Source organism: Bacteroides bouchesdurhonensis (assembly GCF_900155865.1).
Lineage (GTDB): Bacteria > Bacteroidota > Bacteroidia > Bacteroidales > Bacteroidaceae > Bacteroides > Bacteroides bouchesdurhonensis.
In genome coordinates this window covers 3,066,528-3,092,332 of the sequence record NZ_LT707006.1, presented here as the reverse complement: position 1 = coordinate 3,092,332, position 25,805 = coordinate 3,066,528, and the positions used below count along the sequence as shown (strand labels likewise).

Here is a 25,805-nt window from a genome sequence, read left to right as displayed (position 1 = left end):
CTTTGTGATTGATAAGGTATTTAAATGCTATAATATGGGTTGTTCATATTTTAGGAAGTATATATCAATATTTCCTGCAAGTCTCTATTTTCGTCTAAAATACCATATTTGATATGTATAGATAACAATATGGTGTATATATCCTGTATAAACCAATAAAAAGAAAGAGAAATCTGCTTTAAAACAGTATTTTTATAAGGAAAGATTTGTGTGGCGGAAATTAATTCGTAAATTCGCAGGGTCTAACGACATAAACTAACGAAATTGTTAAACCAAAAACAAACTTCAAATGAAAAAGCATAATTTCAATGCAGGACCTTCCATTCTTCCGCGTGAGGTGATAGAGGATACGGCGAAGGCTATTTTAGATTTCAACGGCTCTGGTCTCTCTCTGATGGAAATCAGCCACCGCGCCAAAGACTTCCAACCTGTGGTTGATGAAGCAGTGGCCTTATTCAAGGAATTACTTAATATCCCCGAAGGTTATTCGGTATTGTTCTTGGGTGGAGGAGCTAGTATGGAGTTCTGCATGGTGCCTTTCAACTTTCTTGAAAAGAAAGCTGCTTACTTGAACACCGGTGTTTGGGCTAAGAAAGCAATGAAAGAAGCGAAGGGATTTGGAGAGGTTATCGAAGTTGCCTCTTCAGCTGAAGCTACTTATACATACATTCCAAAAGATTACACAGTTCCGGCAGACGCAGATTATTTCCATATTACCACAAATAACACCATTTACGGTACTGAGTTGAAGAGTGATCTTGATTCTCCGGTTCCCATGGTAGCTGATATGTCATCTGATATTTTCTCACGTCCGATTGACGTTTCAAAATATATCTGTATCTATGGTGGTGCACAGAAGAATTTGGCACCTGCAGGTCTTACTTTCGTAATTGTAAAGAATGACGCTGTAGGTAAAGTTTCCCGTTATATCCCGACTATGTTGAATTATCAGACACATATTGATAATGGTTCTATGTTCAACACTCCTCCGGTAGTACCTATCTACGCTGCATTGCTGAACTTGCGTTGGATCAAGGCACAAGGTGGTGTGGAAGAAATGCAACGTCGAGCTATTGAAAAGGCTGATATGCTATATGCAGAAATCGACCGTAACAAACTGTTTGTTGGTACTGCTGCCAAGGAAGACCGTTCACGCATGAATATCTGTTTTGTAATGGCACCTGAGTACAAAGATCTTGAAGCTGACTTCATGAAGTTTGCTACAGAAAGAGGTATGGTAGGTATCAAAGGACATCGTTCAGTAGGTGGTTTCCGCGCATCTTGCTACAATGCAATGCCGAAAGAAAGCGTACAGGCTTTGATAGATTGTATGCAGGAATTTGAGAAGCTTCATTAATATTATTTTCACCACAGATTACATGGATTTCCGGATATTAAATAAAATCTGAAGAAGTCTAAGTAATCTGTGGTGAGTCTTTATAAATAGAATTAGATTATGAAAATACTTATAGCTACTGATAAACCGTTTGCGAAAGTTGCTGTAGACGGTATCCGTAAAGAAATAGAAGCAGCGGGTTATGAACTTGCTTTGTTGGAAAAATACACAGAAAAAGCTCAACTGTTGGATGCTGTGAAAGATGCTAATGCTATCATTATCCGTAGTGATATTATTGATGCTGAAGTATTGGATGCTGCCAAAGAACTGAAAATCGTAGTCCGTGCAGGTGCAGGATATGATAATGTAGATTTGGAAGCTGCTACTGCTCATGGTGTATGTGTAATGAATACTCCAGGACAGAACTCTAATGCTGTAGCTGAATTAGCTTTGGGTATGATGGTTTATGCCGTTCGTAACTTCTATAACGGAACTTCCGGTACTGAATTGATGGGTAAGAAATTGGGTATTCATGCTTACGGAAACGTAGGTCGCAATGTAGCACGCATTGCAAAAGGCTTCGGAATGGAAGTGTATGCTTATGATGCATTCTGCCCGAAGGACGTGATCGAAAAAGATGGTGTAAAAGCACTTGATTCAGCAGAAGAATTGTATAAGACTTGTCAGATAGTATCTCTTCATATTCCTGCAACTGCTGAAACCAGAAACTCTATTAATTATGCTCTGCTGAAAGATATGCCGAAGGGGGCTATGCTGGTAAATACAGCTCGTAAGGAAGTTATCAATGAAGCTGAGTTGATTAAGTTGATGGAAGAACGTGCTGACTTTAAGTATCTTACAGATATTATGCCTGCTGCTAATGCTGAATTTGCAGAGAAATTTGCGGGACGTTATTTCTCAACTCCTAAAAAGATGGGTGCACAGACGGCCGAAGCAAATATCAATGCAGGAATTGCTGCTGCTAAACAAATTGTAGGATTCCTAAAAGACGGTTGCGAGAAATTTAGAGTGAATAAGTAATGTTCAAAGTCATTAGTAAGTATTTTGAATAAAAACAGTTCACTACAAAACGTCTATTATAGAAATAAGTAGTATATTTGAGCCACAGATTTTCAATAAGTCTGTGGCTTTTAATTTTTCATATAAAATACCTAATATCATGGCTATAATTAAACCTTTTAAAGGCATTCGTCCTCCACAAGATCTGGTTGAGCAGGTCGCTTCACGTCCTTATGATGTATTGAACTCCGAAGAAGCCCGCGTAGAGGCGGAAGGTAACGAAAAATCCCTTTATCATATCATTAAACCTGAAATAGATTTCCCGGTTGGTACGGATGAACACGATGAGCGTGTATATGAAAAAGCTGCTGAGAATTTCCAACTTTTCCAGGACAAAGGTTGGCTGGTACAGGATGCAAAAGAGAACTATTACATCTATGCCCAGACGATGAATGGCAAGACCCAATATGGTTTGGTAGTTGGTGCCTATGTACCTGATTACATGAATGGTGTCATCAAGAAACATGAGCTGACACGTCGTGACAAAGAAGAAGACCGTATGAAACATGTTCGCGTGAATAATGCCAATATCGAACCTGTTTTCTTCGCTTATCCCGATAATGTAAAACTGGATGGAGTCATTAAGAAATATGTAGCTAATAAACCTGTTTATGACTTTATCGCTCCGGGTGATGGCTTCGGCCATACATTTTGGATTATAGATCAGGATGAAGATATTGCCACTATCACTTCTGAATTTGCTAAAATGCCAGCTCTTTATATAGCTGATGGTCATCATCGTTCTGCAGCTGCTGCATTGGTAGGTGCCGAAAAAGCGAAGCAAAATGTAAATCATCGTGGTGATGAAGAGTATAACTACTTTATGGCTGTTTGTTTTCCAGCAAATCAACTTACTATCATTGACTATAACCGTGTAGTGAAAGATCTCAATGGATTGACTCCGGAACAGTTCTTAGCTGCTTTAAAGAAAAACTTTATTGTGAAAGAAGAGGGAACTGATATTTATAAACCTTCAGGTTTACATAACTTCTCTCTTTACCTAGAGGGTAAATGGTATAGCTTAACTGCAAAAGTTGGCACTTATGATGACAATGATCCTATCGGAGTGCTTGATGTGACTATATCTTCTAATCTGATATTGGATGAAATTCTGGGTATTAAGGATCTACGCTCTGATAAACGTATCGATTTTGTCGGTGGTATTCGTGGTTTAGGAGAATTGAAGAAAAGAGTAGATAGTGGTGAAATGAAAGTAGCGTTGGCTCTTTATCCGGTATCAATGAAACAATTGATGGATATTGCGGATACTGGTAATATAATGCCTCCAAAGACTACTTGGTTTGAACCAAAACTGCGCTCTGGATTAGTGATTCATAAGTTAGACTAAGCGGTTTTTATAAAAACAAGCATTAAAATCATTCATTCAATTATTGCTATTTCATTTTCATTCATCGTCATATTTTATTCTATCAGTTTGTACTATAGCTAGTTATGATGAAGGAACTTGTTTTGTATCTTTTCTGTATGTATCATCCTTTGGGTTGAGTTTTACGACAATAGAAAGTGGTATAAATTATGTTCCTTCATTATATTTCTCAGATTGATAGTGATATACAGTAAAAAATGACATGACAGAGAAGAGATTTCATTTACTTTCCGTAGACTAAATTTCTAAAAAAAGATCGAAATGTTTCAGAATAATCTTCTCAATGTTTATTTCAAACATCGGTAGTGATTAAAAAAAAGATCGAATAGTTTATCAACGAACATTGAAAGGATTGAAGTTAAATATTTCATTAGTAATTAAAGTACATCTTCCAGCCAAGTCATGTACATCTTTCAATCAGTTATTGTACATCTTCCAAAGAACTCTAGTACATCTTCCAAAGAACTCTAGTACATCTTTCCAGTGATTCTAATATATATATTTAACTTGTTTAAGTTCTTGTTGAGTAAACAATAATTTCCAGATGAGAGATGGAATTCTATCAATAAAGCCGTATCTTTGCAGCATGACTGCTAAAGATACTTATAAAACCATAGTCGAACCTTCTGAAGGTATTTATACAGAAAAGCGAAGCAAGTTTATTGCTATTGCCCTTCCTGTGCGTACGCTCGATGAAATTAAGACACATCTTGAAACGTATCAAAAGAAATATTATGATGCCCGTCATGTCTGTTATGCATACATGTTGGGAGCAATGCGAAAAGATTTTCGTGCAAACGATAACGGAGAGCCTTCCGGAACTGCAGGAAAACCAATACTTGGACAGATAAATTCGAATGAATTGACTGATATTCTGATTATTGTAGTTCGATATTTCGGAGGAATTAAGTTAGGTACAAGCGGCTTGATTGTAGCTTATAAAGCTGCTGCTGCCGAAGCAATAGCGGCTGCTAACATTATAGAAAAAACAGTTGATGAAGAAGTGACGGTAATGTTTGAATATCCCTTTATGAATGACATTATGCGTATCGTGAAAGAAGAAGAACCGGAGATAATCAGTCAAACCTATGATATGGATTGCAGTATGACGTTGAGAATCCGTAGTTCGATGATGTCAAAGTTGCGTGCAAGGTTGGAAAAGGTAGAAACAGCACGTATTATGGATGAAAAATGAAAACAGAAAAATATGGCATTTGAAGCAACAAAAAGAGAATGGTGTGAACTATTAACCTTCTTCCGTTTATTGGCTGACGGAAAAGTAGCATTAGGTACAGCTGATGTGAAAAAAGGAGATGTATATTGGCCTATCGCTATGATTCAGCGGGAGGAACATGATGGTACACGCTGTTATTATATAGAAAAAGAAGATATTCGTATCGAAAGCGAGAAAAGTACTAAATCAATATCTCGTGAAGATTTTAGTATAGTAGCAGATTTGATATTACAAGCCGTAAAGAGCTCATTGGAGAATGAAGTAACTTCTCCTGCCGGGGTGGAAGAGTTTCTGGATGAAGTGGCTATCTTTGATTTAGAAGCGAAAACGGAGGACCGTACAGATTTTTCTATTGCTTTCTGGCATCCTGGAGCACCGCTGAGCGGATTTAATGTACGTTCGCGGTTGAGTGTTATGAATCCGTTGCTAGATGGGGGACGTGCAGCAAACTTGAAGCTGGAACAGAGTGGAATCAAATTTGCTACTCCCACAGTAAATAAGATTAATGCATTGCCGGAATCACCGACTGAGGTGGCTGAGCGAATCAGGATGATTGAACGTTTGGGTGGTGTGCTAAAGTATTCGGATGTAGCTGACCGGGTATTTCGTAGTAATTTGTCGATGATTGATTTGCATTTTCCACGAGTGTTGGCTGAAATGGTACGGATTATGCACTTAGATGATGTGACTCGTATCAGTGAACTAACTGAGCTTATTAAGCAGATCAATCCTTTAAAGATAAAAGATGAATTGATAAATAAACATTGTTTTTATGAGTTTAAGATAAAGCAGTTCCTTATGGCATTGGCATTGGGGATGCGTCCTGCAAAAATATATAACGGGCAGGATTCTGCTGTAGAAGGGATATTACTAATGGATGGAAGTGGTAATGTGCTATGTTATCATAAATCAGAAAAACAGGTAATGGAAGATTTTCTTTTCCGGAACTCACGTTTGGAGAAAGGTTCGTTGGATAAAGATAAATACGGCTTTTTGGAAAAAGAGAATGGTACGTATTATTTCAAGTTGAATGCTAAGATTGGATTGACGAAACGATAGGGATAACTGAATATATCATAGGGAAAAAGCTTGGTAATTGTATTACCTGCATTATTCGTATGAGAATGGACTTGGATTTATTATTGTAATAGAACCAGAAGTATCTGGAGAGTTAAAAACAGTTGGTACAGAAATGAAAAAGGAGTATGAAGACAAATGAAGTTTTAGAAAATATTAAAGCGCGGCGTAGTGTGCGAGCTTATACAGATCAGCAAATATCTTACGAGGATTTGCAAACTATTTTGGAAGCAGCTACTTATGCTCCAAACGGAATGCATTATGAATCATGGCATTTCACTGCTATTCAGAATGCCGATAAACTTTCTGAATTGAATAACCGCATCAAAGGGGCATTTGCCAAAAGTGATGACCGACGTATGCAGGAACGTGGACATAATCAAAGCTATTGTTGTTATTATCATGCACCAACTTTAGTGATTGTATCTAACGAATCTACTCAATGGTGGGCTGGTATGGATTGTGCTTGTGCTATTGAAAATATGTTTCTGGCCGCTACTTCCTTGGGGATTGGTTCTTGCTGGATTAATCAACTTGGAACAACTTGTGATGATCCGGAAGTGCGGGAATTTATTACCTCATTAGGTGTTCCTGAGAATCATAAAGTATATGGTTGTGTTGCATTAGGATTTGCCGATCCGCAGATACCGAAGAAAGAAAAGGCCGTAAAAGTCGGAACGGTGACGATTGTAAAATAAGAGATTCCTGCATAACTTCATTAATCCTTGGGATAAATGTCCATGACACCCCAGGGATAAATACTAAAAAGACTTGGGATGAAAGAACATAAGCCCTGGGATCACATTGGCTGATCCCAAGGCTTATGAAATCTATTCGAATGATCCGTAACGTGTTGGCAATAACTTACGGTCTCCCAGCGTATTATCAACTCGGGCTACATTTACCCAGAATTTATTTTCACGTACGCTTTCAATCGGGTATGCTGCCTTTTCCCGTGTATAACAGTGTTCCCAATGATCACTGACTACTTCATATTCCGGATGAGGAGCATTAACCAATACATTGTCGTTTTTGTCAGCTTCGCCATCTTTCACTTCTTGGATTTCCTTCCAGATAGTGAGCATTACATTTACGAAATTGTTCAGTTCAGAAAGACTCTCACTTTCAGTCGGTTCAATCATCAATGTGCCATGAACAGGGAAGGATAGGGTAGGTGCGTGATAACCATAATCCATGAGACGTTTGGCTATGTCATTCTCTGATATTCCGGTTTCCTCATGCAATTTGCGACATTCCAGAATCATTTCATGACCTACGAAACCATTCGCTCCCCGATAAACTATCCCGTAAGTATCTTTTAGGCAAGCAGCCAGATAATTTGCATTCAAAATAGCGATCTTTGTAGCTTGGGTAAGACCTTGCGTTCCCATCATTCGAATATATCCATAAGTAATAGGCAAAATACCTGCACTACCGAACGGAGCGGAAGATACCTGATTTTGAGAATTACCGAAAATGCTATGTCCGGGGAGGAAAGGAACTAAATGTTCTGCCACACAAATAGGACCTACTCCCGGACCTCCTCCACCGTGCGGTGAAGCAAATGTTTTGTGTAGATTTAAGTGACAAACGTCTGCACCGATAAATCCCGGATTTGTAAGTCCCACTTGTGCATTCATATTTGCTCCATCCATATAGACTTGTGCACCACAGCTATGGATAATGTCACAGATTTCTTTTATTTCTGTTTCAAAAATACCATGTGTGGAAGGATAAGTAATCATAAGAGCAGCCAACTCGCTTTTATTCTCTTCGGCTTTTGCACGAAGATCATTCATGTCCACATTTCCATGTTCATCACACGCACAGATCACTGTTTCGAAACCGGCTTGAACAGCAGAAGCCGGATTTGTTCCATGAGCTGAAGCAGGAATTAGTATCTTGTTACGATGTCCTTGACCGATACTTTCGAGATAGGCGCGGATAACACGAAGGCCTGTATATTCTCCCGCGGCACCTGAATTAGGCTGTAAACTTACTCCTGCAAATCCTGTAATAATCTTTAAGTCATTACTAAGATTATTGATTAATTCACGATAGCCTTCTGCTTGTTCTGCGGGAACCAGCGGATGTATACTCATAAATTCCGGACAACTCAGTGGTAGCATTTCTGCTGCTGCATTCAATTTCATGGTACATGATCCTAGTGAGATCATGGATTGTGCAAGCGAAATGTCTTTCCGATCCAGACGTTTGATATATCGCATCATTTCCGTTTCTGTGTGATATTTGCAGAATACCTCATGTGTCAGAAAAGATGATGAACGTTTTAGTGACTTGTTGATATTCCATTTCTCCGGTACTTCTTCTATTTTTTGATAGTCCTTTCCTGCAGCGATGGCAAAAATGGAAAGTAACACGTTGGTAGCAGCAATATCTGTAGTTTCATCAATGCTAAAGCCGACATCTCCGTTGTCATAATAACGTAGATTGACTTCTTTACTTAGTGCAATAGTACGTATCTGTTGAGCAGAAATTTGTTCAGGGAGTTCGAAACGAAGAGTATCAAAGTAATGGGCATTGACTTGTGTATAACCAAATTTCTTCAGTTGTTTCTCGAGCAAAACAGTGATACTATGGATACGTGATGCAATCGTCCGTATCCCCTCTTGTCCATGATAAACTGCGTAGAAGCCTGCCATCGTTGCCAATAAAGCTTGTGCTGTGCAGATATTTGAGGTTGCTTTTTCACGTTTAATATGCTGTTCGCGGGTTTGTAAAGCCATGCGGTAACAGAGTTTTCCGTATTTATCTTTAGACCATCCGATGATTCGTCCCGGCATATTTCGTTTATACTCGTCGCGTGTAGCAAAATAAGCAGCAGAAGGTCCTCCATAGAACATTGGTGTTCCAAGACGTTGTGTGGTTCCAAATACGATATCTGCCCCCCATTCTCCCGGAGGAGTCAATAAAGCAAGGCTGAGAATATCTGCTGCAACGGCGACTTTACATGCTGCGGTATGCGCTTTTTCTGTAAATGCAGCATAGTCTTCTACGTTTCCATTAGAATTGGGATATTGCAATATACAAGCGAAAACTTCCGGTGTCGGTTCGAATTCTTTATATTTTCCAATTCGTAACTCAATCCCTTGGGGAATCGCACGAGTAGTCATCACTGCCAATGTTTGAGGGAAGATGTTTTCATCGACAAAAACGACATTTGCACCTGCTTTTTGCTGTGCACGTGATCGTAAGGAATACATCATGCTGACGGCTTCGGCAGCAGCGGTCGCTTCGTCCAGTAACGAGCAGTTGGCCAGTGGCATGGCTGTGAGGTCACAGATTGCTGTCTGAAAATTCATCAGTGCTTCCAATCGTCCTTGTGATACTTCCGTTTGATAAGGAGTATAGGATGTGTACCATACAGGATTTTCAAATACATTTCGTTGGATAACGGCAGGAGTAATGGTATTATACCATCCCATACCAATGTAGGTAGCATATAATTTATTTTTGTTTGCAAGCTCTGAAATGTGGCGGCTGAATTCATACTCCGTAAGTGGAGGTGTCAATGCCAAAGGTGTTTTTAGTCGGATATTCGCGGGAATTGTTTGATCAATTAGCTCATCTAATGAATTTACGCCAATTTTACGGAGCATCACAGTGATATCTTCTTCATTGATACCGATATGACGGCTAGCAAAAGTTGTTCCCCAGTTTTCTCTGACAAAGGAAAAGGAATTTCTAGATGTTTCTGTATTGTCCATATATGTATTTAATTTAAAGTCTTATCTTTTAGTTAGCTCCATGCTTTTTTATATTCTGATTATTACTATTATCAGGTAACTTCAGAAGCAATTTACCTAAAAAACGGATTCTCTGCTTTCTCCATGCCGATAGTTGTAGGCGCACCGTGTCCCGGATAAACAACTGTTTCATTGGGAAGCACGAACAAACGACTACAAATATGTTCTATTAGCTCGTCAAAGTTTCCTCCTGTAAGGTCAGCACGGCCGATACTTCCCTGAAATAATACGTCACCTGAAAACATACAATTATCTTCTTTGCAATAATAAACCAAACTTCCTGGGGAATGACCCGGTACATGAATGGCTTCCAATTTTGTATTCCCAAAAGTTATGATATCTCCGTCATGAAGGTATTTACCTAGTGGAACAGGCTCTTCTTGTAATTGGAAACCAAACATACGGCTTTGTTTCGGAGCTTCGTCAATCCAATACTCATCCGCTTTATTAGCTTCTGCCGACAGACCGAACTCTTTCAGCATAAACGGATTGCCGAAAATATGATCTAAATGTAGATGAGTGTTAAGCAAATGCTTTACTTTCAGATTATTAGTAAGGATAAAGTTCTTTAAAGTCTGTTTTTCTTCATCATAAAAGCAACCGGGATCAATAACCACGGCTTCTTTAGTCTCGTCCCATATAACATAACAGTTTACAGGAAACATATTAAATTCAAATCTCTTTATTTTCATGGTTTTAATAATGATTTCTCTTTAAAGTGGGACATACACTACCTTTTTGGTTTTAAAGAATTCTTCTTCAAAATTGTCACTGAGGTTGCTCATCACGACTTTATGTTTGAATGGCATTGTTTCATGTTCCAGTTCGCCGCCTTTAAGACAGATTAATCCGTTGGGCAGAGCGTTTTGCTGTTTAGGGGATATATTTTTTCTTATGATTTTTATTAAATCGGCCAAAGGCATAACGGCACGGCTTACCACAAAATCAAACAGTTGTTTTTCCTCTTCGGCACGTGCATGGCGGAAAGTGACATTTTTCAATTCAATAGCATTGGCTATTTCTGTTGCTACACGTACTTTTTTACCAATACTGTCTACCAAATGAAATTTTATCTCAGGAAATAGAATTGCCAGCGGAATGCCAGGGAAACCTCCCCCCGTACCAAGATCCATGACACTGGTGCCGGGATGGAACTGTATCACTTTGGCGATACCTAACGAATGAAGTACATGATGTTCGTATAAGTTCTCGATATCTTTACGAGAGATCACATTGATTTTAGAATTCCAATCAATGTATAGGTCGTATAGAGCGGCAAACTGCTTGCGTTGCTCTTCCGTGAGATTCGGAAAATATTTAAGAATGATTTCCACTTTCTTGTTTTGAATTATAATTTATCAATTATGAATTTTTAGCTTTTCAAATCTCCCAGAATCGGATTACTACCCAGCAAGTGCTCCATCATGAAGAAAGGGATAGTTACTTTGACCGGTCCCATGGAGTACGGTGTGATATCATATATATTATAGTAGAAGGTAATGCCATCCTTACTCAGATAAAAGTTTTCTATAGGAGTAATGTCTCCGGTAGAAGCATATCCTAAGTCTTCTAGAGCTTCATGGGTAGTTACCTTGTTTTCAGCCATTAATTGGCTCCAAATCAGGTCGGTCAGTGCATCTTTGTAGTCTCCAACAAAAAGATCGTCCAAACGAAGCGGACGCATCAAGGTAAGGTCCATATTTAGATAAGTGGTCATGTACATACCATGAGCCCCTCCAGTGTATTCGTTGTAGTCGATGCGGTAAACGAGAAGGTCTTTTTCATAAAGTTGTACACGACTTTCGAGACTTTTATAGAAAGAATACCATGATCCTATTGCCGATTCGTCATCTTTGTTTTTTTCACTTTCCAGATACATCGGTTCTTGGTCGTGAAGATATGTGTTGATATATTCGTCAGTATATTCTTTCACGATTTTCTTAGGTTGATCTCCAATGTATTTATCGCTAAAAAAAGTGGAAATGAAATAGGCGTTGATGCTATCTTTTAAAATCGGATCTGATGACTTGGTAGCAAAGGTGAAATTAATAATTATGTTACATGCAGGTTTAGCTGTATCATTAAAGAGGTGTACAGTTTCGTTTACTTGAATGCTATCGAATTTTAAAGCTCCAGTATTTTTGTTCATCTTGTCATGACAAGAAAACAAAAAAACGCTTGCCGAAAGGATAATCGCAAGCAAGCTGACATATTGTTTTTTCATACTCGTTTTTACTATAAATTCTATATTTGTTGTCTCTTTCCTTATCGACAAATATAAATGAATTTACCGAATCCGACGAATAAAAAAGAAAAAATATTTAGGTCTTTCGAATGGTATATTTCAACTTTCTCGAGCGTTCCTCCTTTTTTTGTATGTATTCTATGCTTAAAATGAATAATATATTCAAGTTTTTTGCTTTTATATATAACTTAATTTGTATATTTGCCCCAAGTTTATAAACGTATAAACATTACTTAATACAAACAAAATGATAACAATAAAAAAGCGGACATTGTACTCACTGATGTGGGCTACAATATTATGTGTAGCATGTGTTGAAAATGATAAGGATTATTCTGATCCTGATAGTTCTCAAGAGAATACTCTTGATCTTGATATCCCTAGTGATTTTACGTGGAATACTTCTCGTAGTGTAAATTTAGAGGTAACTGCTCCGGTAACTTCTATTGTTTCTATTTATACAGAGGCAGAATGCTCGGATAAAAGTTTGGTTGCAGAATTACCTGTAGGACCGGAAAATGTAATTGAGGGTAGCGTTGATGTTCCTACTTCAATTGATTATCTTTATGTGAAATATCCGACAGGGGAATCCACTACTGCTATATCAAAAGTTAAGATTCAACAGAAAGCTACTGCTATTCGTGCCACAGATGATAATCAAGGATATTTGTCAATAGGAACTGATCAGTTATTGGGAATGGCTGCTATAACTATTGGTAGCGATGAACATCAACTGAGGAAATATATAACATCAGGAAATGTTATTTTCGAAGATAGTTGGCCTGATTTTGCTGACTATGATTTTAATGACCTTGTAGCAGACTATAAAATTACTAGTTATACCGCTAATAATGAAAGACAATATCCTTATGAACGTATTGAAGTTTCAGTAACTATCCGTGCTATTGGAGGCAGTGCACCAGACAAACTTGGTCTACGCTTTTTAGGTGATGAGTCAGGAAGTTTGTTACAACGTCATATTGGAAAATATACTGGACTTGATAAAAGTGTGAATGGCTTAACTGCACGTCTTGCTAATCCTAATCAACCAGATTCTGCTCCTATATTTTATATAGAAGGACTGAAGCAGTTGAAAAAGAATGGTTCTATTTACTATAATACAGAACAGCAGGATGATAAAAACTTAACCACTATCAATTTTGGCATTTATGCAAATGAAGTGGGAGGTAGTCAGGAATCTAATAAGAGATTTGTACAAGCATCTAATGCTTACAATCAAGACTTTTTCTTGGTAACTTACAGTAAACGTGAAATCCATCTTCGTGGATACGAAGCCACTCCTCTTTATAGTTCGTATGAGGTGGATGCAGCTAAGAGTAAGGATGCAGTGATGAGTCCAGATAAAACCTACTCGACTGATAAAAACTTTGTTTGGGGGATGAAGGTTGTCAGTGATTTCCATTTTCCGCTTGAAAAAGTGGATATTCGTCAAGCTTATGCACCTAACTTTGCGAAGTGGGTAGAAAGCAATGGAACGCAATTAGATAATTGGTTCAAATATGTTTGGGAGAATCCAGGGACTAAAGCTTCTTGGTAAAATGAAATATACCTTTAGAATTGTTTGTTGTTTGGAATAAAGCAAGATGTTTTCCCTTATTAAAAACCGGTTGTTTTGGCATTAAATAATGCTTAAAATAATCGGTTTTTTTAATAGATTTGGGGTCGGATGTTATTTTTCTCATCTACATAAAAAGAAATTGAATCCTTATTTAGGGAGATTGTGAAGGTTGAAAAGTATAGTATTGAATATCATAAAATGACACCGAAAGGTGTTTGGAAATCTGTTAAATGATTTTTGATTTGTAAGAATAGTATTTTTTAGTATAGGTGATTCATACTAGTCTATCTCATTATTATTGTTAAAAATATAGGGCTCTCCATTTTTATCCTTATCTTTGTTTCCGCAATGAAAAAACTATCTTACATAACAGTAATGCTTCTTTCTCTTCTGATAATTAATTCAGGAGTAGGGGTGTCTATTATGCATTATTGTTGTGCTCGTTGTGAGAGTGCACAGAACTGTTGTATGGATGGTTGTTCCAAATGCCGAAAAGTTCATATTTGTGATTCAAAGAAAGATTGTAAGGAAGAAGGCTGCACAGCTACTATCTACAAGATTGATTTGATGAAGCACACTTCCGAGATGACAGTTTCTGTTCCGGTGATTGCATTATTTTATGGACAGATAAATGAATGGATGGCTTCGATATGTATGGACTGTTCGGAGGCCTATTCTTGTCTTTGGGATCCGCCACATGTCTGTCCTCGACAGAAGTTGGCACTACATTCTGTACTTGTCATTTAGCTTACATCTTATATTTTTCTGATGTGGATTCCTGGATGGAGTCGGCGTTAATCTACGTTTTTACTTTTAGTCAATTAGACTATGAGTAAAGTAATGCAACTTGGTTGCATTAGAAGTAATCTATTTTTGTATCTCGAAAATAAAATAAATGAAATATATAATATTAAGTTTATTCTCGCTGTTGGCATTCGATATCTGTGGGCAAGTGCGAGGAATAGTAAAAGATAATACTGGCGAACCGGTTCCCGGAGCAAATATTTTTTGGTTGAATACAGGACAAGGGGTAACCACAAAAGAAGATGGTAGCTTTTCTATTCATAAACCGGCAAAAGAACATATGTTGGTAGTAAGTTTTATAGGCTTTCAGAATGATACGATTCATGTTAGTAATAAGAATGATGAGCTGGATATTGTACTTCAGGATGGAGTAGAACTAAATGAAATCAGTGTCGTTAGACGTAAGATGGGAACAATGAAGATACGTAATAGTGTTCTTAATGAAGATATTATAACTAGTGCGGAATTGAGCAGAGCAGCTTGTTGTAATCTGGGAGAAAGTTTTGTGACGAATCCTTCGGTGGATGTTAGCTATTCGGATGCAGCGACAGGAGCAAAGCAGATAAAACTTTTAGGCTTGTCCGGTACTTACGTACAGATGCTTACAGAGAATATTCCGAACTATCGTGGAGCTGCTTCTCCTTATGGATTAGGATATGTTCCCGGTCCTTGGATGCAAAGTATACAGGTATCAAAGGGAACTTCTTCCGTAAAAAATGGTTATGAAGCCATTACCGGACAAATTAATGTAGAGTTTAAGAAACCGCAATTGCCGGAAGCTGATTGGGTATTTGCTAATCTTTTTGCGAGCTCTACCAACCGTTATGAAGCGAATGCAGATGCTACCCTGAAGGTTTCCAAACGTTGGAGTACCTCCCTATTGGCACATTACGAGAATGAGACTAAAGCACATGACGGCAATAATGATGGTTTTGTAGATATTCCGCAAGTGGAACAATATAATGTATGGAACCGTTGGGCATATATGGGTGACCATTATGTTTTTCAGGCGGGATTTAAGGCATTATCCGAAAGTCGTAACAGTGGACAAACTCATCATGGAAATATGTTAGCTTCAGACTTATATAAAGTCGGCATTGATACGGAGCGTTATGAGCTCTTTACCAAAAATGCGTATATTTTTAATAAAGAGAAAAACACTAATTTAGCGTTGATCTTATCTGCTACTTGGCACAATCAAGACGCATTATATGGAAAGAAACTTTATAATGTAGACCAAACCAATGCCTATGCTTCATTAATGTTTGAGACGGAATTAAATAAGCAGAATAGTATTTCTACAGGATTGAGTTTTAATTATGATGCATTCGATCAATATTACCGCCTGGAAAATGATGCAGAAGGGCTCTTGCGTAAGGCTTTTGATAAAGAAGCTGTACCCGGAGCTTATGTGCAATATACATTAAATCTGAATGACCAATGGATGTTTATGGCAGGTTTGCGTGGAGATTACAGTAACGAGCATGGATTTTTTATGACTCCGCGTGCACATCTTAAATATAATCCGAATGAATATGTTCATTTTCGCCTTTCGGCAGGAAAAGGTTATCGGACAAATCATGTTCTGGCCGAAAACAATTATTTGCTCTCTAGTAGTCGAAAAGTTACGATAGCCCAAAATCTGGATATAGAAGAAGCATGGAACTATGGTGCCAGCGTAGCTACTTATATTCCAATCTTTGGAAAAACATTGAATATCAATGCAGAATATTATTACACAAACTTTCTGAAACAAGTAATTGTGGATATGGATAATAATCCGCATGAAGTCTCTTTTTATAACTTGGATGGACGTTCCTATTCTCATGTATTCCAGGTAGAAGCGAGCTATCCTTTTTTTAAAGGATTTACACTGACCGGGGCTTATCGATTGACAGATGCACAAACTACCTATAAAGGTCAGCGGATGGAAAAGCCTCTGACAAGTAAGTATAAGGGACTATTGACTGCTTCCTACCAGACTCCAATGGGAATTTGGCAGTTGGATGCTACACTTCAGCTTAATGGTGGTGGCAGAATGCCGTCCCCTTATGAATTGGCGGGTGGAAGACTGTCCTGGGAGCGTAGCTATGGTAGTTTCGAACAAGTGAGTGCACAGATAACCCGTTATTTTCGTCGTTGGTCTATCTACGTAGGAGGGGAGAACCTTACTAATTTTAAGCAGAAGAATCCTATTATAGATGCCTCGAATCCTTGGGGAGATAATTTCGATTCAACGATGATATGGGGACCTGTACATGGAGCAAAAGCTTATATCGGGGTACGATTTAATTTGGCAAGAAACTGATGATTATATAATATTAAAACAAATAAGAGAAAGACAATGAAAACAAAAAGATGGATGGCTACATGCATCGTAGCTCTTTTAGGTGTAACAGCCGTAATGGCAAAAGATATCCGTATAGCAGTATTCAAAGTATCTCAGATGCACTGTGAAAATTGTGAACGGAAAGTGAAAAACAACATACGCTTCGAAAAGGGGGTAAAAGAGTTGGCTACCGAGCTGAAGACAAAAACGGTAACCATCACTTATGATGCTGAAAATACGAACGTAAAGAACTTGCAGGCTGGGTTTAAGAAGTTTGAATACGAAGCGGAATTTGTAAAAGAAACAAAGAAGGAAGATAAGAAAGCAGATAAGAAGTAATCGAACAAAGACCCGTATCTGCTTGTTTATAAATAAAAGAACAGCCTCTTCTCAACTCCTTTTGGGTGAAGGAAGAAGGGAAGAGGTTAAATATAGATTGTATGGGTAATATAGTAAAGAAATCGTTCCCTGTGTTAAATATGCACTGTGCAGGGTGCGCTAATAATGTCGAAAAAACAGTCAAGAAACTGACCGGAGTTGTAGAAGCTTCGGTCAATTTTGCAACGAATACATTAACCGTATCGTATGAGAGCGGTCAATTGACTCCCGGAGAAATCCGTGCTGCAGTGCTTGCTGCCGGATACGATTTAATTATTGAAGAAACACATAAAGAAGAACGTCAGGAAGAGGAACAGCATAAGCGTTATCTTCATCTGAAACGGAAAGTTATTGGAGCTTGGATACTGGTTGTTCCTTTGCTTCTGTTTTCTATGGTACTGATGCATATGCCTTATTCAAGTGAGATTCAGTTAGTACTTACTATTCCGGTAATGATCCTTTTCGGAGGTTCCTTTTTCACCGGTGCATGGAAACAGGCAAAGTTAGGACGTAGTAACATGGATACTCTAGTAGCACTGAGTACATCCATTGCTTTTTTATTCAGTGTATTCAATACATTCTTTCCCGAGTTCTGGTATGCTCGTGGATTGGAGCCGCATGTTTATTACGAAGCTTCTGCTGTGATTATCGCTTTTGTTCTGACAGGAAAGCTGATGGAGGAACGTGCTAAAGGGAATACATCGGCTGCTATTCGGAAACTAATGGGAATGCAGCCGAAGATTGCCCGCGTTTTAAGGAATGGAGTGGAAGAAGAAATTCTGATAGAACAATTGCAAGTCGGAGATCTGGTGGTCGTTCGTCCGGGAGAGCAGATTCCTGTAGACGGTCAACTTTCTGAAGGTGATTCTTATGTAGACGAAAGTATGATCAGCGGTGAACCGGTTCCTGTGGAAAAGAAAAAAGGAGATAAGGTACTAGCCGGAACAATCAATCAACGTGGTTCATTCATTATTCGTGCTGCACAGGTTGGGACTGAAACTGTGCTTGCACGTATCATCCGTATGGTACAAGAAGCTCAGGGCAGTAAAGCCCCCGTACAACGTATTGTAGATCGTATTACAGGTATTTTTGTACCTGTCGTACTAGGTATCGCTATTCTGACATTTATATTATGGATCGTGATTGGCGGTAGTGAATATATTTCCTATGGAATTCTTTCTGCCGTATCTGTACTTGTGATTGCTTGCCCTTGTGCTTTGGGACTTGCTACCCCTACTGCATTAATGGTCGGAATAGGCAAAGCTGCCAGCCAGCATATTCTTATAAAAGATGCTGTTGCTTTGGAGCAAATGAGAAAAGTGGATGTAATCGTACTTGATAAAACAGGAACATTGACCGAAGGCCATCCCACCGCTACTGGATGGTTGTGGGCGCAACCACAGGAAATGCATTTCAAAGATGTGTTGTTGGCAGCGGAAATGAAATCCGAACATCCACTTGCAGGTGCTATTGTAGCAGCTCTTCAAGAAGAAAATATCAAGCCTGTCACTTTAGATAGTTTTGAAAGTATTACGGGGAAAGGAATAAAAGTTTCTTATGAGGGTTATACTTATTGGGTTGGAAGCCATAAACTACTGAAAGACTTCAATGCGATAGTAGTAGATATCATGGCTGATATGTTGGTGCAGTATGAGTCCGATGGTCAAGGCATTATTTATTTTGGTCGGGGGAGTGAATTATTGGCCATTATTGCTGTCTCAGACCCGGTGAAGGCGACTTCTGCAGAAGCTGTAAGAGAACTGAAGCGTCTGGGCATTGATATCTGTATGCTAACAGGTGATGGACAGCGTACCGCGTTGGCTGTTTCTTCCCGGTTGGGTATTGAACGTTTTGTTGCTGATGCATTGCCGGATGATAAAGCTGAGTTTGTTCATGAACTACAATTACAGGGAAAAAAGGTGGCTATGGTAGGAGACGGGATTAATGACTCACAAGCATTGGCTTTGGCTGATGTCAGCATTGCGATGGGTAAGGGTACGGATATTGCAATGGATGTGGCAATGGTAACATTGATGACATCCGATTTGTTGTTATTACCTAAAGCTTTCGAATTATCAAAACAGACCGTAAGACTGATCCATCAGAATCTTTTCTGGGCATTTATTTATAATTTGATTGGTATTCCTATTGCTGCCGGAGTCTTATTTCCACTTAATGGTTTATTGTTGAATCCGATGTTGGCAAGTGCTGCTATGGCATTTTCCAGTGTAAGTGTGGTGCTCAATTCTCTGAGTCTGGGAAGAAAATAATATCTGTACGCAGTGAAGAATCTACTTTTGTATGAGTGAAATACGAGATTCTTTATTGCGTACAGATTTCTTAGCCCCAAATTCTATCTAAAAATGTCACCTATTTTATCCATTCCTGAATTCTACAGGTGTCATTCCCACATATCGTTTGAAATATTTGCCAAAAAAGGTTGCACTGGGGAAGTTTAGGGAATACGCTATTTCCTGAATAGTCATACTAGTCCCTTTCAATTTAGCTTTAGCATCCATGATAATGATATAAGCAATGGTGTCAAGTACGCTTTTTCCTGTCACTTGCCTGACGGTGGTACTAAGATGTTGAAGAGAAATGCCAAGTTGATCTGCATAGAATTGTGCACGACGTTCCTCCTTATAGTGCTCTGTAATTGATTGTATCAATTCCCGGCAAATCTCTTTTTTGCGATTTGAACTGTCATTCTTTACAATTAGTCTCCGGTATATTAGTCTGACACTTGTTAGAATGGCCTGAAGAGAAATCTCTGATAATTCCGGATCCATATCAAAAGAATCATCGCAACTGACATGAGATAATAGGGCGAAATATTCTTTTAAATATTTAGAAATATCTTCGGAAAGCGGAACTACAGGTAGTTCCAATAATTTGGGATAAGCATCTCCGATAGCTTTTATCAGATTAATGCGCCCGGCACAAGTCGAAGAGAATCCGGCAAAGCACAAACGTACCTTTTCAGTTTTTTCTTTAAATTGAATAATCGTTCCTGGAAGTAATGTGATCAGATCATTGGGACGAATCTCATAATCCAGTAAATTGATAGAGGCTTTCATGTATCCCTCGGTACAAATAGCCACAATACAGGCTTGCAGTCGGCATGATTGCTTATAAATGTTAAGAATATCTTCAGTAACATCTGTCCAGGCTAGAACCTCAAGAGGTAAATCAACCTGTGGAAAATCCATTTTCATAAGGTCGGTTGTTTTATTTAGTCCGACAAATGTACACATTTTCTTTTTATTTTTTATCTTTGTTTTTATGAAAACATCTTTTGTATATTGGAACTTGATACCTTATGCCGACGCATGGCAGCGGCAAACGGAATGGTTTGATGCTCTCGTTCATGCGAAAGCACAGGGAGAACCATATGTAAACAGGATCGTTATGTGTGAACATCCTCATGTCTATACGTTGGGGCGTAGCGGGAAAGAAAATAATATGCTGTTGAATGACGAACAGCTCAAAGCCATTGATGCAACCCTTTATCATATCGACAGGGGAGGGGATATTACTTATCATGGTCCGGGACAATTGGTATGTTATCCGATTCTGAATCTGGAAGATTTTCAACTGGGATTAAAGGGGTATGTACATTTACTTGAAGAAGCAGTGATACGTGTCTGTGCTTCCTACGGTATCGAAGCGGGACGGCTGGAAAAAGCAACAGGAGTCTGGCTGGAAGGTGAAACATCTCGTGCCCGTAAGATTTGTGCGATAGGAGTACGCAGTAGTCATTTTGTCACTATGCATGGATTGGCTTTGAATGTGAATACGGATTTACGTTATTTCAGTTATATCCATCCATGTGGATTTATAGATAAAGGCGTTACTTCTCTTCGCCAAGAATTGAAACAGGATGTGTCAATGGACGAAGTGAAGCAACGTCTTGAGGGTGAGCTTAGAAAACTACTCCTAAGCTAATTTGCCAAGTCTTATGCATAAAGTTGTCTTTATCAGCCAATGCATAGGAGAAGTCTGCGCGAATGGGCCAGAAGTTAATCCCACAACCTAAAGTACCATAGTTGCCTACTCCTTTGTCTTTATCTCCAAAATGATATCCGGCGCGGACTACTCCGTACTTCAGGAAATTGTATTCAGCTCCAACACCAGCTTGAAAATGACGGTAATCGGAAGGGAGAAGATAATTGAGATCCAATGCTACTTGTAGGCGATTTTCCATACTGAATGGAAGGTCAATGGCTCCTCCTAATCCTAATCGAGCGGGTAATTTCTGTCCATCGAGCTTTCTGCCCAAGTTGGCAGCTTGAAATCCGATAGACCACGAAGCCATCTCATCCAAAATAGACATATTTCGATGATAGGTAGCCCCAAAGTCCAGACAAACAGTTCCTTTGCTATCAGTATTTGGATAAACTTTTGTCTGCAAATATCTGAGATTTAATGAAAGAGCAAGATTCTGTGTTATACTTCTGAAATATCCTGCTTCCAAACTCCAGGCATGAGGATGAAAGTTTAAAATATCATTTTCTTTTTCGTCATTTACATCGAAACTCGGTTGTTTGTAATGACGAAAACCAAGTGTAACACCATGCTTCCCTTCCCGACCGATCCGGTAGAATAGAGATACGCTGTGTAGTGCATAATCCTTATTGATATCAGCGTATGAATAACTGGCACCCATGACGTCTTGTGAGAAAGCGATGGTGGAAGCATTATGAAAGATAGCCGTACTTCCATTATCAGTGATGGCTAGTCCTGTGCCTGCCATACCTGCTGATTGTGCATCCGGAGTTAATTCCAGAAAAGTAGCGTCTGCTACTCCTTGTGCTCCTCCTGATAGCGTCGGCAGTAGTAGAGAAAAAGTAAGAAGGAAATGTTTTACTCTTTTCATAATTGATTATTTTTTAGGGTGAGACATCCGGACAACACGTATTCCTGTCCATGATTTATGATTGTCAAGCATATTTCTGAGTGGCTTTTCGCTGATCACGACTTTTCCTAATGAAGAAGATGCGTGAAGCAAATGCAAATTACCGCTGATGTAATTGGCTATTCCCACGTGAGCTATGTCCAAACCCGGCAGACTAGTGGTAATTGCAATGATATCTCCATCCTCAATCCAAGGGAGCCCTTTGTCGGGAAGTTTATTCTTTGGCAATATATGTACTGTTTTTCCGGTTAATGCTTTTTCGCATTCAGCTATTCGTTTTACATTCTCCGGTGAATTAGCCAACTGTTTGTACAGTTCCGGATGAGTGGACATAAACGAAAGTGAAAGTTTGTTGATATATGAACTGTTTTCAGCTGTGATATCTTCCAGGTATCCATGGCGTACACCATTTTCAATCCAATCTGAAGTATAATGTAACCGGGAAGGATATCCGTCGATAATACCATCACGATACCGTATGTTCTGTAAGTTTCTGGTAATATCAGAACTAAGTGCTTGTGCTAACACATATTCAACGAATGTCAGGCAGTCTACCTTTTGAGGTTGGATGACAAGCTTTTCCTCCGGACTTTCATCCAGTGTATTAGCAACGTATTTAGTACCCAAATAGGATTTCCCGACTCTTATCATCGGTTGCAGATGAGATACCTCCTTTTCCTTCTCAGTCAGCCCGTTAGTATTGGGAGCACCGCCGGGCCACAAAGGTAGCTCGACGGGCTGTTGTGCAAATGTTATTACACTTATAAATGACATTATGAAGAATAAGAATCTCTTCATGTTATTTTACTTTCATTGAAGCTTTAATGAAATAAAGGATTAACAGAGCATAGGCTCCTAATGCCAACGCTTCTGACCAAGTATTGTTCAACCATGTCTCATTTACCAAATTGACTCCACCAAAACGCATAGCAGCACTGACTACTCCCATCAAAGCACCACCGGCAATAAACCCGGAAGCCAACAGGGTTCCTTTTTCCCCTCTTTCTGTGTTCAATGCTGTGTCTTTGCTACGAGAGGTAACATACCAGTTGATGGCTCCACCAACAACCAAAGGCACATTTAATTCTAAAGGAATAAACATACCCAATGCGAATGCTAATGCAGGAATTTTACAAAGAGTCAGAATAATAGCTAAAACGGCTCCAATCCCGTAAAGCAACCAAGGTGCACCTACACCACTCATTAGCGGTTCGATAACGGCTGCCATTGCATTTGCCTGCGGAGCTGCCAATGCACCGCTAGTAAATCCGTAAGTTTTGTTCAGGATAATCATTACACCACCTACCGTTGCAGCAGATACAATCGTTCCAAGGAATTTCCAAGTTTCCTGCTTGGCAGGCGTACTTCCCAACCAATAACCTATTTTTAAATCGGTAATAAAACCTCCTGCCATAGATAATGCAGTACAAACTACACCACCCATTACAAGGGAAGCTACCATTCCGGAAGGACCTTTTAGTCCTACCGATACCATCACAACAGAAGCCAAAATTAGTGTCATCAATGTCATTCCTGATACCGGATTCGTTCCTACAATAGCAATTGCGTTTGCTGCAACTGTTGTGAATAGGAAAGAAATACCGGCTACCAGTACGATAGCTACCAACGTATGTACCAAATTACCTTGCATCACATCGAAATAGAAGAATAATACAACCAAAATCAATGTTATAATAGAGCCGATAGCAATAATCTTCATTGAAAGGTCACGCTGTGTACGGACAATGCTTTTTTCTACATTACCTTTGCCACCCATCTCTTTAGCAGCGAGTCCAACGGCACTTTTAATAATTCCCCATGAACGAATAATACCTATGACACCTGCCATAGCGATACCACCGATGCCAATACTTTTTGCATAATATTTGAAGATCTCTTCCGGGCTCATCATCCCTACTGTAGCAGTAATGTCCGGATTCCATGCATTCAGTACGCTATCGCCCCAGATAGCAGACATTCCGGGAATAATAATCCACCATACGGCCAGTGAACCGGCACAGATGATAGAAGCGTATTTCAATCCGACGATGTATCCCAGACCAAGTACAGCTGCTCCCGTATTCACCTTGAAGACGAACTTTGCTTTCTCTGCCAACATTTCTCCAAAACCGCAGACACGAGTTGTGAAATTCTCGTTCCACCAACCGAAGGTTGCTACTATAAAGTCATACAAACCACCGATCAATCCTGCTATCAATAAAGGTTTTGCTTGACTGCCTTCTTTCTCACCGGACACTAATACTTGTGTAGTGGCTGTAGCTTCCGGAAAGGGATACTTGCCATGCATATCGCTAACGAAATATTTCCGAAACGGAATTAAGAAAAGAATACCTAACACACCGCCTAACAATGAACTGATAAACACTTGCATGAAGGTTACAGTCATTTCAGGATATTTAGCCTGAAGAATATAGAGAGCGGGGAGGGTAAAGATAGCTCCGGCAACAATAACTCCGGAGCAAGCTCCAATTGACTGGATGATTACATTTTCTCCTAACGCATTTTTTCTTTTTGTAGCACCTGAGACACCCACAGCAATAATAGCGATAGGGATAGCTGCCTCAAAAACTTGTCCTACTTTCAGCCCCAGATAGGCTGCTGCTGCGGAGAAAAGAATTGCCATGACAATACCCCACGAGACTGACCAGAGAGTAACTTCCGGATAATTCTTTGAGGGACTCATTAGCGGGTTATATACTTCTCCCGGTTTCAATTCTCTGAACGCATTCTCGGGTAACCCGGTGAATTTGTCGTCTTCTTGATGTTCTTTCATATTATTTTTTAGTAGTTTATGTTTCCAGACTTCAAAGTAAACAAAAAAAAAGGAGAATCAAAAGATTCTCCTTTTCCTTCTGGTCTATTTTTTCTTATTTGGCGTCTTTATCATCTTTATCTTTGGCTTCCATTTCACCAGTGATGTAAATCCGTACCATTTCGGTTTTTGCATTGGTACGCAAAGTAATGGACTTCTTGAAGTGTCCCGGATATTTACCTGCTCCGTTATAAGTCACCTTGATAATACCTGACTTACCCGGCAAAATTGGCTCCTGAGTGTATTCCGGTACAGTGCATCCGCAAGAAGCTACCGCCTGATGAATCACTAAAGGAGCATCACCTATATTAGTAAATTTGAACTCACAAGTTACTACCGGTTGTTTCTCGGAAAACTTTCCGAAGTCGTGTGTTGTCTTATCAAACTTAATGGCAGCACCTCCATCTGCTCTTTCAGCAAATGCTAGACTAACTCCCATCACTAATAAAGTCACTAAAAAAAGTATTTTTTTCATTTTTCCTTCTTTTTGATTTCAAGCGACAAAGATAATATTTTTTCTCTAAAATATATTCTCTGTTATGAGAAATTGTATTAAACGGACTTTTTTTACTATTTTTTTAACTCGAATCCGGAAGTTTGATACTTCCTGCCTTTGAAGAAATTTGTAACTCTCTGAGATAGTATCTATTAAAACTCTTTTTTATGTCACGTGACCTCCCGCACCATCTGGAGTGCTTCTTCAGGGATTGGTTCTATCACAACAATGACATCGTCGGTCTTGACAATAGCTATGATAGCACCTTTGCCACCGTGTGCCTTTCTATTGATGATTATAGATATGTCTGTTATATTTAGTCTAAGATTTGTAATAGATTAACAA

At 39.0% G+C, this 25,805-nt stretch carries 22 protein-coding genes; 13 read left to right on the top strand and 9 right to left on the bottom strand.

Annotated features, from left to right (window positions below; all coding sequences use genetic code 11):
• Window positions 1-289: 289 nt before the first annotated feature.
• The 6 genes from serC to CZ225_RS13000 all read left to right on the top strand — a co-directional run bounded on the left by serC (window position 290) and on the right by CZ225_RS13000 (window position 6,812).
• Window positions 290-1,357, top strand: coding sequence for a 3-phosphoserine/phosphohydroxythreonine transaminase (gene serC, locus CZ225_RS13025; protein ID WP_077154398.1), 1,068 nt, complete (start codon window positions 290-292; stop codon window positions 1,355-1,357).
• A gap of 99 nt (window positions 1,358-1,456) precedes the next feature.
• Window positions 1,457-2,377, top strand: coding sequence for an NAD(P)-dependent oxidoreductase (locus tag CZ225_RS13020; protein ID WP_077154397.1), 921 nt, complete (start codon window positions 1,457-1,459; stop codon window positions 2,375-2,377).
• Window positions 2,378-2,516: 139 nt separating this feature from the next.
• Complete coding sequence (locus tag CZ225_RS13015) at window positions 2,517-3,764, top strand: DUF1015 domain-containing protein (protein WP_077154396.1); 1,248 nt, start codon at window positions 2,517-2,519, stop codon at window positions 3,762-3,764.
• Window positions 3,765-4,389: 625 nt separating this feature from the next.
• On the top strand, window positions 4,390-4,998 hold the full coding sequence (locus CZ225_RS13010; protein ID WP_077155821.1) for an IMPACT family protein: 609 nt from the start codon (window positions 4,390-4,392) through the stop codon (window positions 4,996-4,998).
• A gap of 12 nt (window positions 4,999-5,010) precedes the next feature.
• Window positions 5,011-6,096, top strand: a complete 1,086-nt coding sequence (locus CZ225_RS13005; protein WP_077154395.1) for an HpaII family restriction endonuclease — start codon at window positions 5,011-5,013, stop codon at window positions 6,094-6,096.
• Window positions 6,097-6,242: 146 nt separating this feature from the next.
• Complete coding sequence (locus CZ225_RS13000; protein ID WP_077154394.1) at window positions 6,243-6,812, top strand: nitroreductase family protein; 570 nt, start codon at window positions 6,243-6,245, stop codon at window positions 6,810-6,812.
• A gap of 132 nt (window positions 6,813-6,944) precedes the next feature.
• Here CZ225_RS13000 and gcvP read toward each other — a convergent pair whose 3' ends face one another.
• The 4 genes from gcvP to CZ225_RS12980 all read right to left on the bottom strand — a co-directional run bounded on the left by gcvP (window position 6,945) and on the right by CZ225_RS12980 (window position 12,105).
• Window positions 6,945-9,842: an aminomethyl-transferring glycine dehydrogenase gene (gcvP, locus tag CZ225_RS12995; RefSeq protein ID WP_077154393.1), complete on the bottom strand. Its 2,898-nt coding sequence runs from the start codon at window positions 9,840-9,842 to the stop codon at window positions 6,945-6,947.
• Window positions 9,843-9,934: 92 nt separating this feature from the next.
• Window positions 9,935-10,573, bottom strand: a complete 639-nt coding sequence (locus CZ225_RS12990; protein WP_077154392.1) for an MBL fold metallo-hydrolase — start codon at window positions 10,571-10,573, stop codon at window positions 9,935-9,937.
• 21 nt (window positions 10,574-10,594) lie between these two features.
• Window positions 10,595-11,215, bottom strand: a complete 621-nt coding sequence (gene rsmG, locus CZ225_RS12985; RefSeq protein ID WP_077154391.1) for a 16S rRNA (guanine(527)-N(7))-methyltransferase RsmG — start codon at window positions 11,213-11,215, stop codon at window positions 10,595-10,597.
• A gap of 38 nt (window positions 11,216-11,253) precedes the next feature.
• Complete coding sequence (locus CZ225_RS12980) at window positions 11,254-12,105, bottom strand: DUF3298 and DUF4163 domain-containing protein (RefSeq protein ID WP_077154390.1); 852 nt, start codon at window positions 12,103-12,105, stop codon at window positions 11,254-11,256.
• A gap of 268 nt (window positions 12,106-12,373) precedes the next feature.
• On the opposite strand from CZ225_RS12980, the gene CZ225_RS12975 reads away from it, so the two are divergent.
• The 5 genes from CZ225_RS12975 (at window position 12,374) to CZ225_RS12955 (ending at window position 19,486) form a co-directional block, all read left to right on the top strand.
• Window positions 12,374-13,684 (top strand): LruC domain-containing protein, encoded by a 1,311-nt coding sequence (locus tag CZ225_RS12975; protein WP_083714646.1) that lies wholly within the window; start codon window positions 12,374-12,376, stop codon window positions 13,682-13,684.
• Window positions 13,685-14,053: 369 nt separating this feature from the next.
• Entirely contained in the window at window positions 14,054-14,452 is a 399-nt protein-coding gene (locus CZ225_RS12970) for a hypothetical protein (RefSeq protein ID WP_077154388.1), read from the top strand.
• A gap of 148 nt (window positions 14,453-14,600) precedes the next feature.
• On the top strand, window positions 14,601-16,817 hold the full coding sequence (locus CZ225_RS12965) for a TonB-dependent receptor (RefSeq protein WP_077154387.1): 2,217 nt from the start codon (window positions 14,601-14,603) through the stop codon (window positions 16,815-16,817).
• A 36-nt stretch (window positions 16,818-16,853) separates the two neighbouring features.
• Complete coding sequence (locus CZ225_RS12960) at window positions 16,854-17,177, top strand: heavy-metal-associated domain-containing protein (protein WP_077154386.1); 324 nt, start codon at window positions 16,854-16,856, stop codon at window positions 17,175-17,177.
• A gap of 101 nt (window positions 17,178-17,278) precedes the next feature.
• Complete coding sequence (locus tag CZ225_RS12955; RefSeq protein WP_077154385.1) at window positions 17,279-19,486, top strand: heavy metal translocating P-type ATPase; 2,208 nt, start codon at window positions 17,279-17,281, stop codon at window positions 19,484-19,486.
• A gap of 105 nt (window positions 19,487-19,591) precedes the next feature.
• On the opposite strand, the gene CZ225_RS12950 is transcribed toward CZ225_RS12955, so the two are convergent.
• The gene (locus CZ225_RS12950) at window positions 19,592-20,431 is read right to left on the bottom strand and encodes an AraC family transcriptional regulator (RefSeq protein WP_077155820.1); all 840 of its coding nucleotides are present in this window, start codon (window positions 20,429-20,431) and stop codon (window positions 19,592-19,594) included.
• Window positions 20,432-20,498: 67 nt separating this feature from the next.
• On the opposite strand from CZ225_RS12950, the gene lipB reads away from it, so the two are divergent.
• Window positions 20,499-21,161 carry a lipoyl(octanoyl) transferase LipB gene (gene lipB / locus CZ225_RS12945; protein ID WP_077154384.1) on the top strand — a complete coding sequence of 221 codons (663 nt, stop codon included), beginning with the start codon at window positions 20,499-20,501 and terminating at the stop codon, window positions 21,159-21,161.
• Here lipB and CZ225_RS12940 read toward each other — a convergent pair.
• The 4 genes from CZ225_RS12940 to CZ225_RS12925 all read right to left on the bottom strand — a co-directional run bounded on the left by CZ225_RS12940 (window position 21,139) and on the right by CZ225_RS12925 (window position 25,439).
• Window positions 21,139-22,092: a PorV/PorQ family protein gene (locus CZ225_RS12940; RefSeq protein WP_077154383.1), complete on the bottom strand. Its 954-nt coding sequence runs from the start codon at window positions 22,090-22,092 to the stop codon at window positions 21,139-21,141. The genes lipB and CZ225_RS12940 overlap by 23 nt on opposite strands.
• A 6-nt stretch (window positions 22,093-22,098) precedes the next feature.
• Window positions 22,099-22,782 (bottom strand): N-acetylmuramoyl-L-alanine amidase-like domain-containing protein, encoded by a 684-nt coding sequence (locus CZ225_RS12935; RefSeq protein WP_392387505.1) that lies wholly within the window; start codon window positions 22,780-22,782, stop codon window positions 22,099-22,101.
• A 148-nt stretch (window positions 22,783-22,930) separates the two neighbouring features.
• Window positions 22,931-24,925, bottom strand: coding sequence for an OPT family oligopeptide transporter (locus tag CZ225_RS12930; RefSeq protein ID WP_077154382.1), 1,995 nt, complete (start codon window positions 24,923-24,925; stop codon window positions 22,931-22,933).
• A 94-nt stretch (window positions 24,926-25,019) separates the two neighbouring features.
• Window positions 25,020-25,439 carry a DUF1573 domain-containing protein gene (locus CZ225_RS12925; protein WP_077154381.1) on the bottom strand — a complete coding sequence of 140 codons (420 nt, stop codon included), beginning with the start codon at window positions 25,437-25,439 and terminating at the stop codon, window positions 25,020-25,022.
• Window positions 25,440-25,627: 188 nt separating this feature from the next.
• Here CZ225_RS12925 and CZ225_RS23675 point away from each other — a divergent pair, with 188 nt between their 5' ends.
• Window positions 25,628-25,780, top strand: coding sequence for a hypothetical protein (locus CZ225_RS23675; protein WP_159441770.1), 153 nt, complete (start codon window positions 25,628-25,630; stop codon window positions 25,778-25,780).
• Window positions 25,781-25,805: the final 25 nt, after the last annotated feature.

Coding starts and splice junctions, on each gene's coding strand:
- serC (WP_077154398.1), top strand. CDS start 290: ATGAAAAAGCATAATTTCAATGCAGGACCTTCCATTCTTCCGCGTGAG.
- CZ225_RS13020 (WP_077154397.1), top strand. CDS start 1,457: ATGAAAATACTTATAGCTACTGATAAACCGTTTGCGAAAGTTGCTGTA.
- CZ225_RS13015 (WP_077154396.1), top strand. CDS start 2,517: ATGGCTATAATTAAACCTTTTAAAGGCATTCGTCCTCCACAAGATCTG.
- CZ225_RS13010 (WP_077155821.1), top strand. CDS start 4,390: ATGACTGCTAAAGATACTTATAAAACCATAGTCGAACCTTCTGAAGGT.
- CZ225_RS13005 (WP_077154395.1), top strand. CDS start 5,011: ATGGCATTTGAAGCAACAAAAAGAGAATGGTGTGAACTATTAACCTTC.
- CZ225_RS13000 (WP_077154394.1), top strand. CDS start 6,243: ATGAAGACAAATGAAGTTTTAGAAAATATTAAAGCGCGGCGTAGTGTG.
- gcvP (WP_077154393.1), bottom strand. CDS start 9,842: ATGGACAATACAGAAACATCTAGAAATTCCTTTTCCTTTGTCAGAGAA.
- CZ225_RS12990 (WP_077154392.1), bottom strand. CDS start 10,573: ATGAAAATAAAGAGATTTGAATTTAATATGTTTCCTGTAAACTGTTAT.
- CZ225_RS12980 (WP_077154390.1), bottom strand. CDS start 12,105: ATGAAAAAACAATATGTCAGCTTGCTTGCGATTATCCTTTCGGCAAGC.
- CZ225_RS12975 (WP_083714646.1), top strand. CDS start 12,374: ATGATAACAATAAAAAAGCGGACATTGTACTCACTGATGTGGGCTACA.
- CZ225_RS12970 (WP_077154388.1), top strand. CDS start 14,054: ATGAAAAAACTATCTTACATAACAGTAATGCTTCTTTCTCTTCTGATA.
- CZ225_RS12965 (WP_077154387.1), top strand. CDS start 14,601: ATGAAATATATAATATTAAGTTTATTCTCGCTGTTGGCATTCGATATC.
- CZ225_RS12960 (WP_077154386.1), top strand. CDS start 16,854: ATGAAAACAAAAAGATGGATGGCTACATGCATCGTAGCTCTTTTAGGT.
- CZ225_RS12955 (WP_077154385.1), top strand. CDS start 17,279: ATGGGTAATATAGTAAAGAAATCGTTCCCTGTGTTAAATATGCACTGT.
- CZ225_RS12950 (WP_077155820.1), bottom strand. CDS start 20,431: ATGAAAATGGATTTTCCACAGGTTGATTTACCTCTTGAGGTTCTAGCC.
- lipB (WP_077154384.1), top strand. CDS start 20,499: ATGAAAACATCTTTTGTATATTGGAACTTGATACCTTATGCCGACGCA.
- CZ225_RS12940 (WP_077154383.1), bottom strand. CDS start 22,092: ATGAAAAGAGTAAAACATTTCCTTCTTACTTTTTCTCTACTACTGCCG.
- CZ225_RS12935 (WP_392387505.1), bottom strand. CDS start 22,782: ATGATAAGAGTCGGGAAATCCTATTTGGGTACTAAATACGTTGCTAAT.
- CZ225_RS12930 (WP_077154382.1), bottom strand. CDS start 24,925: ATGAAAGAACATCAAGAAGACGACAAATTCACCGGGTTACCCGAGAAT.
- CZ225_RS12925 (WP_077154381.1), bottom strand. CDS start 25,439: ATGAAAAAAATACTTTTTTTAGTGACTTTATTAGTGATGGGAGTTAGT.
- CZ225_RS23675 (WP_159441770.1), top strand. CDS start 25,628: ATGTCACGTGACCTCCCGCACCATCTGGAGTGCTTCTTCAGGGATTGG.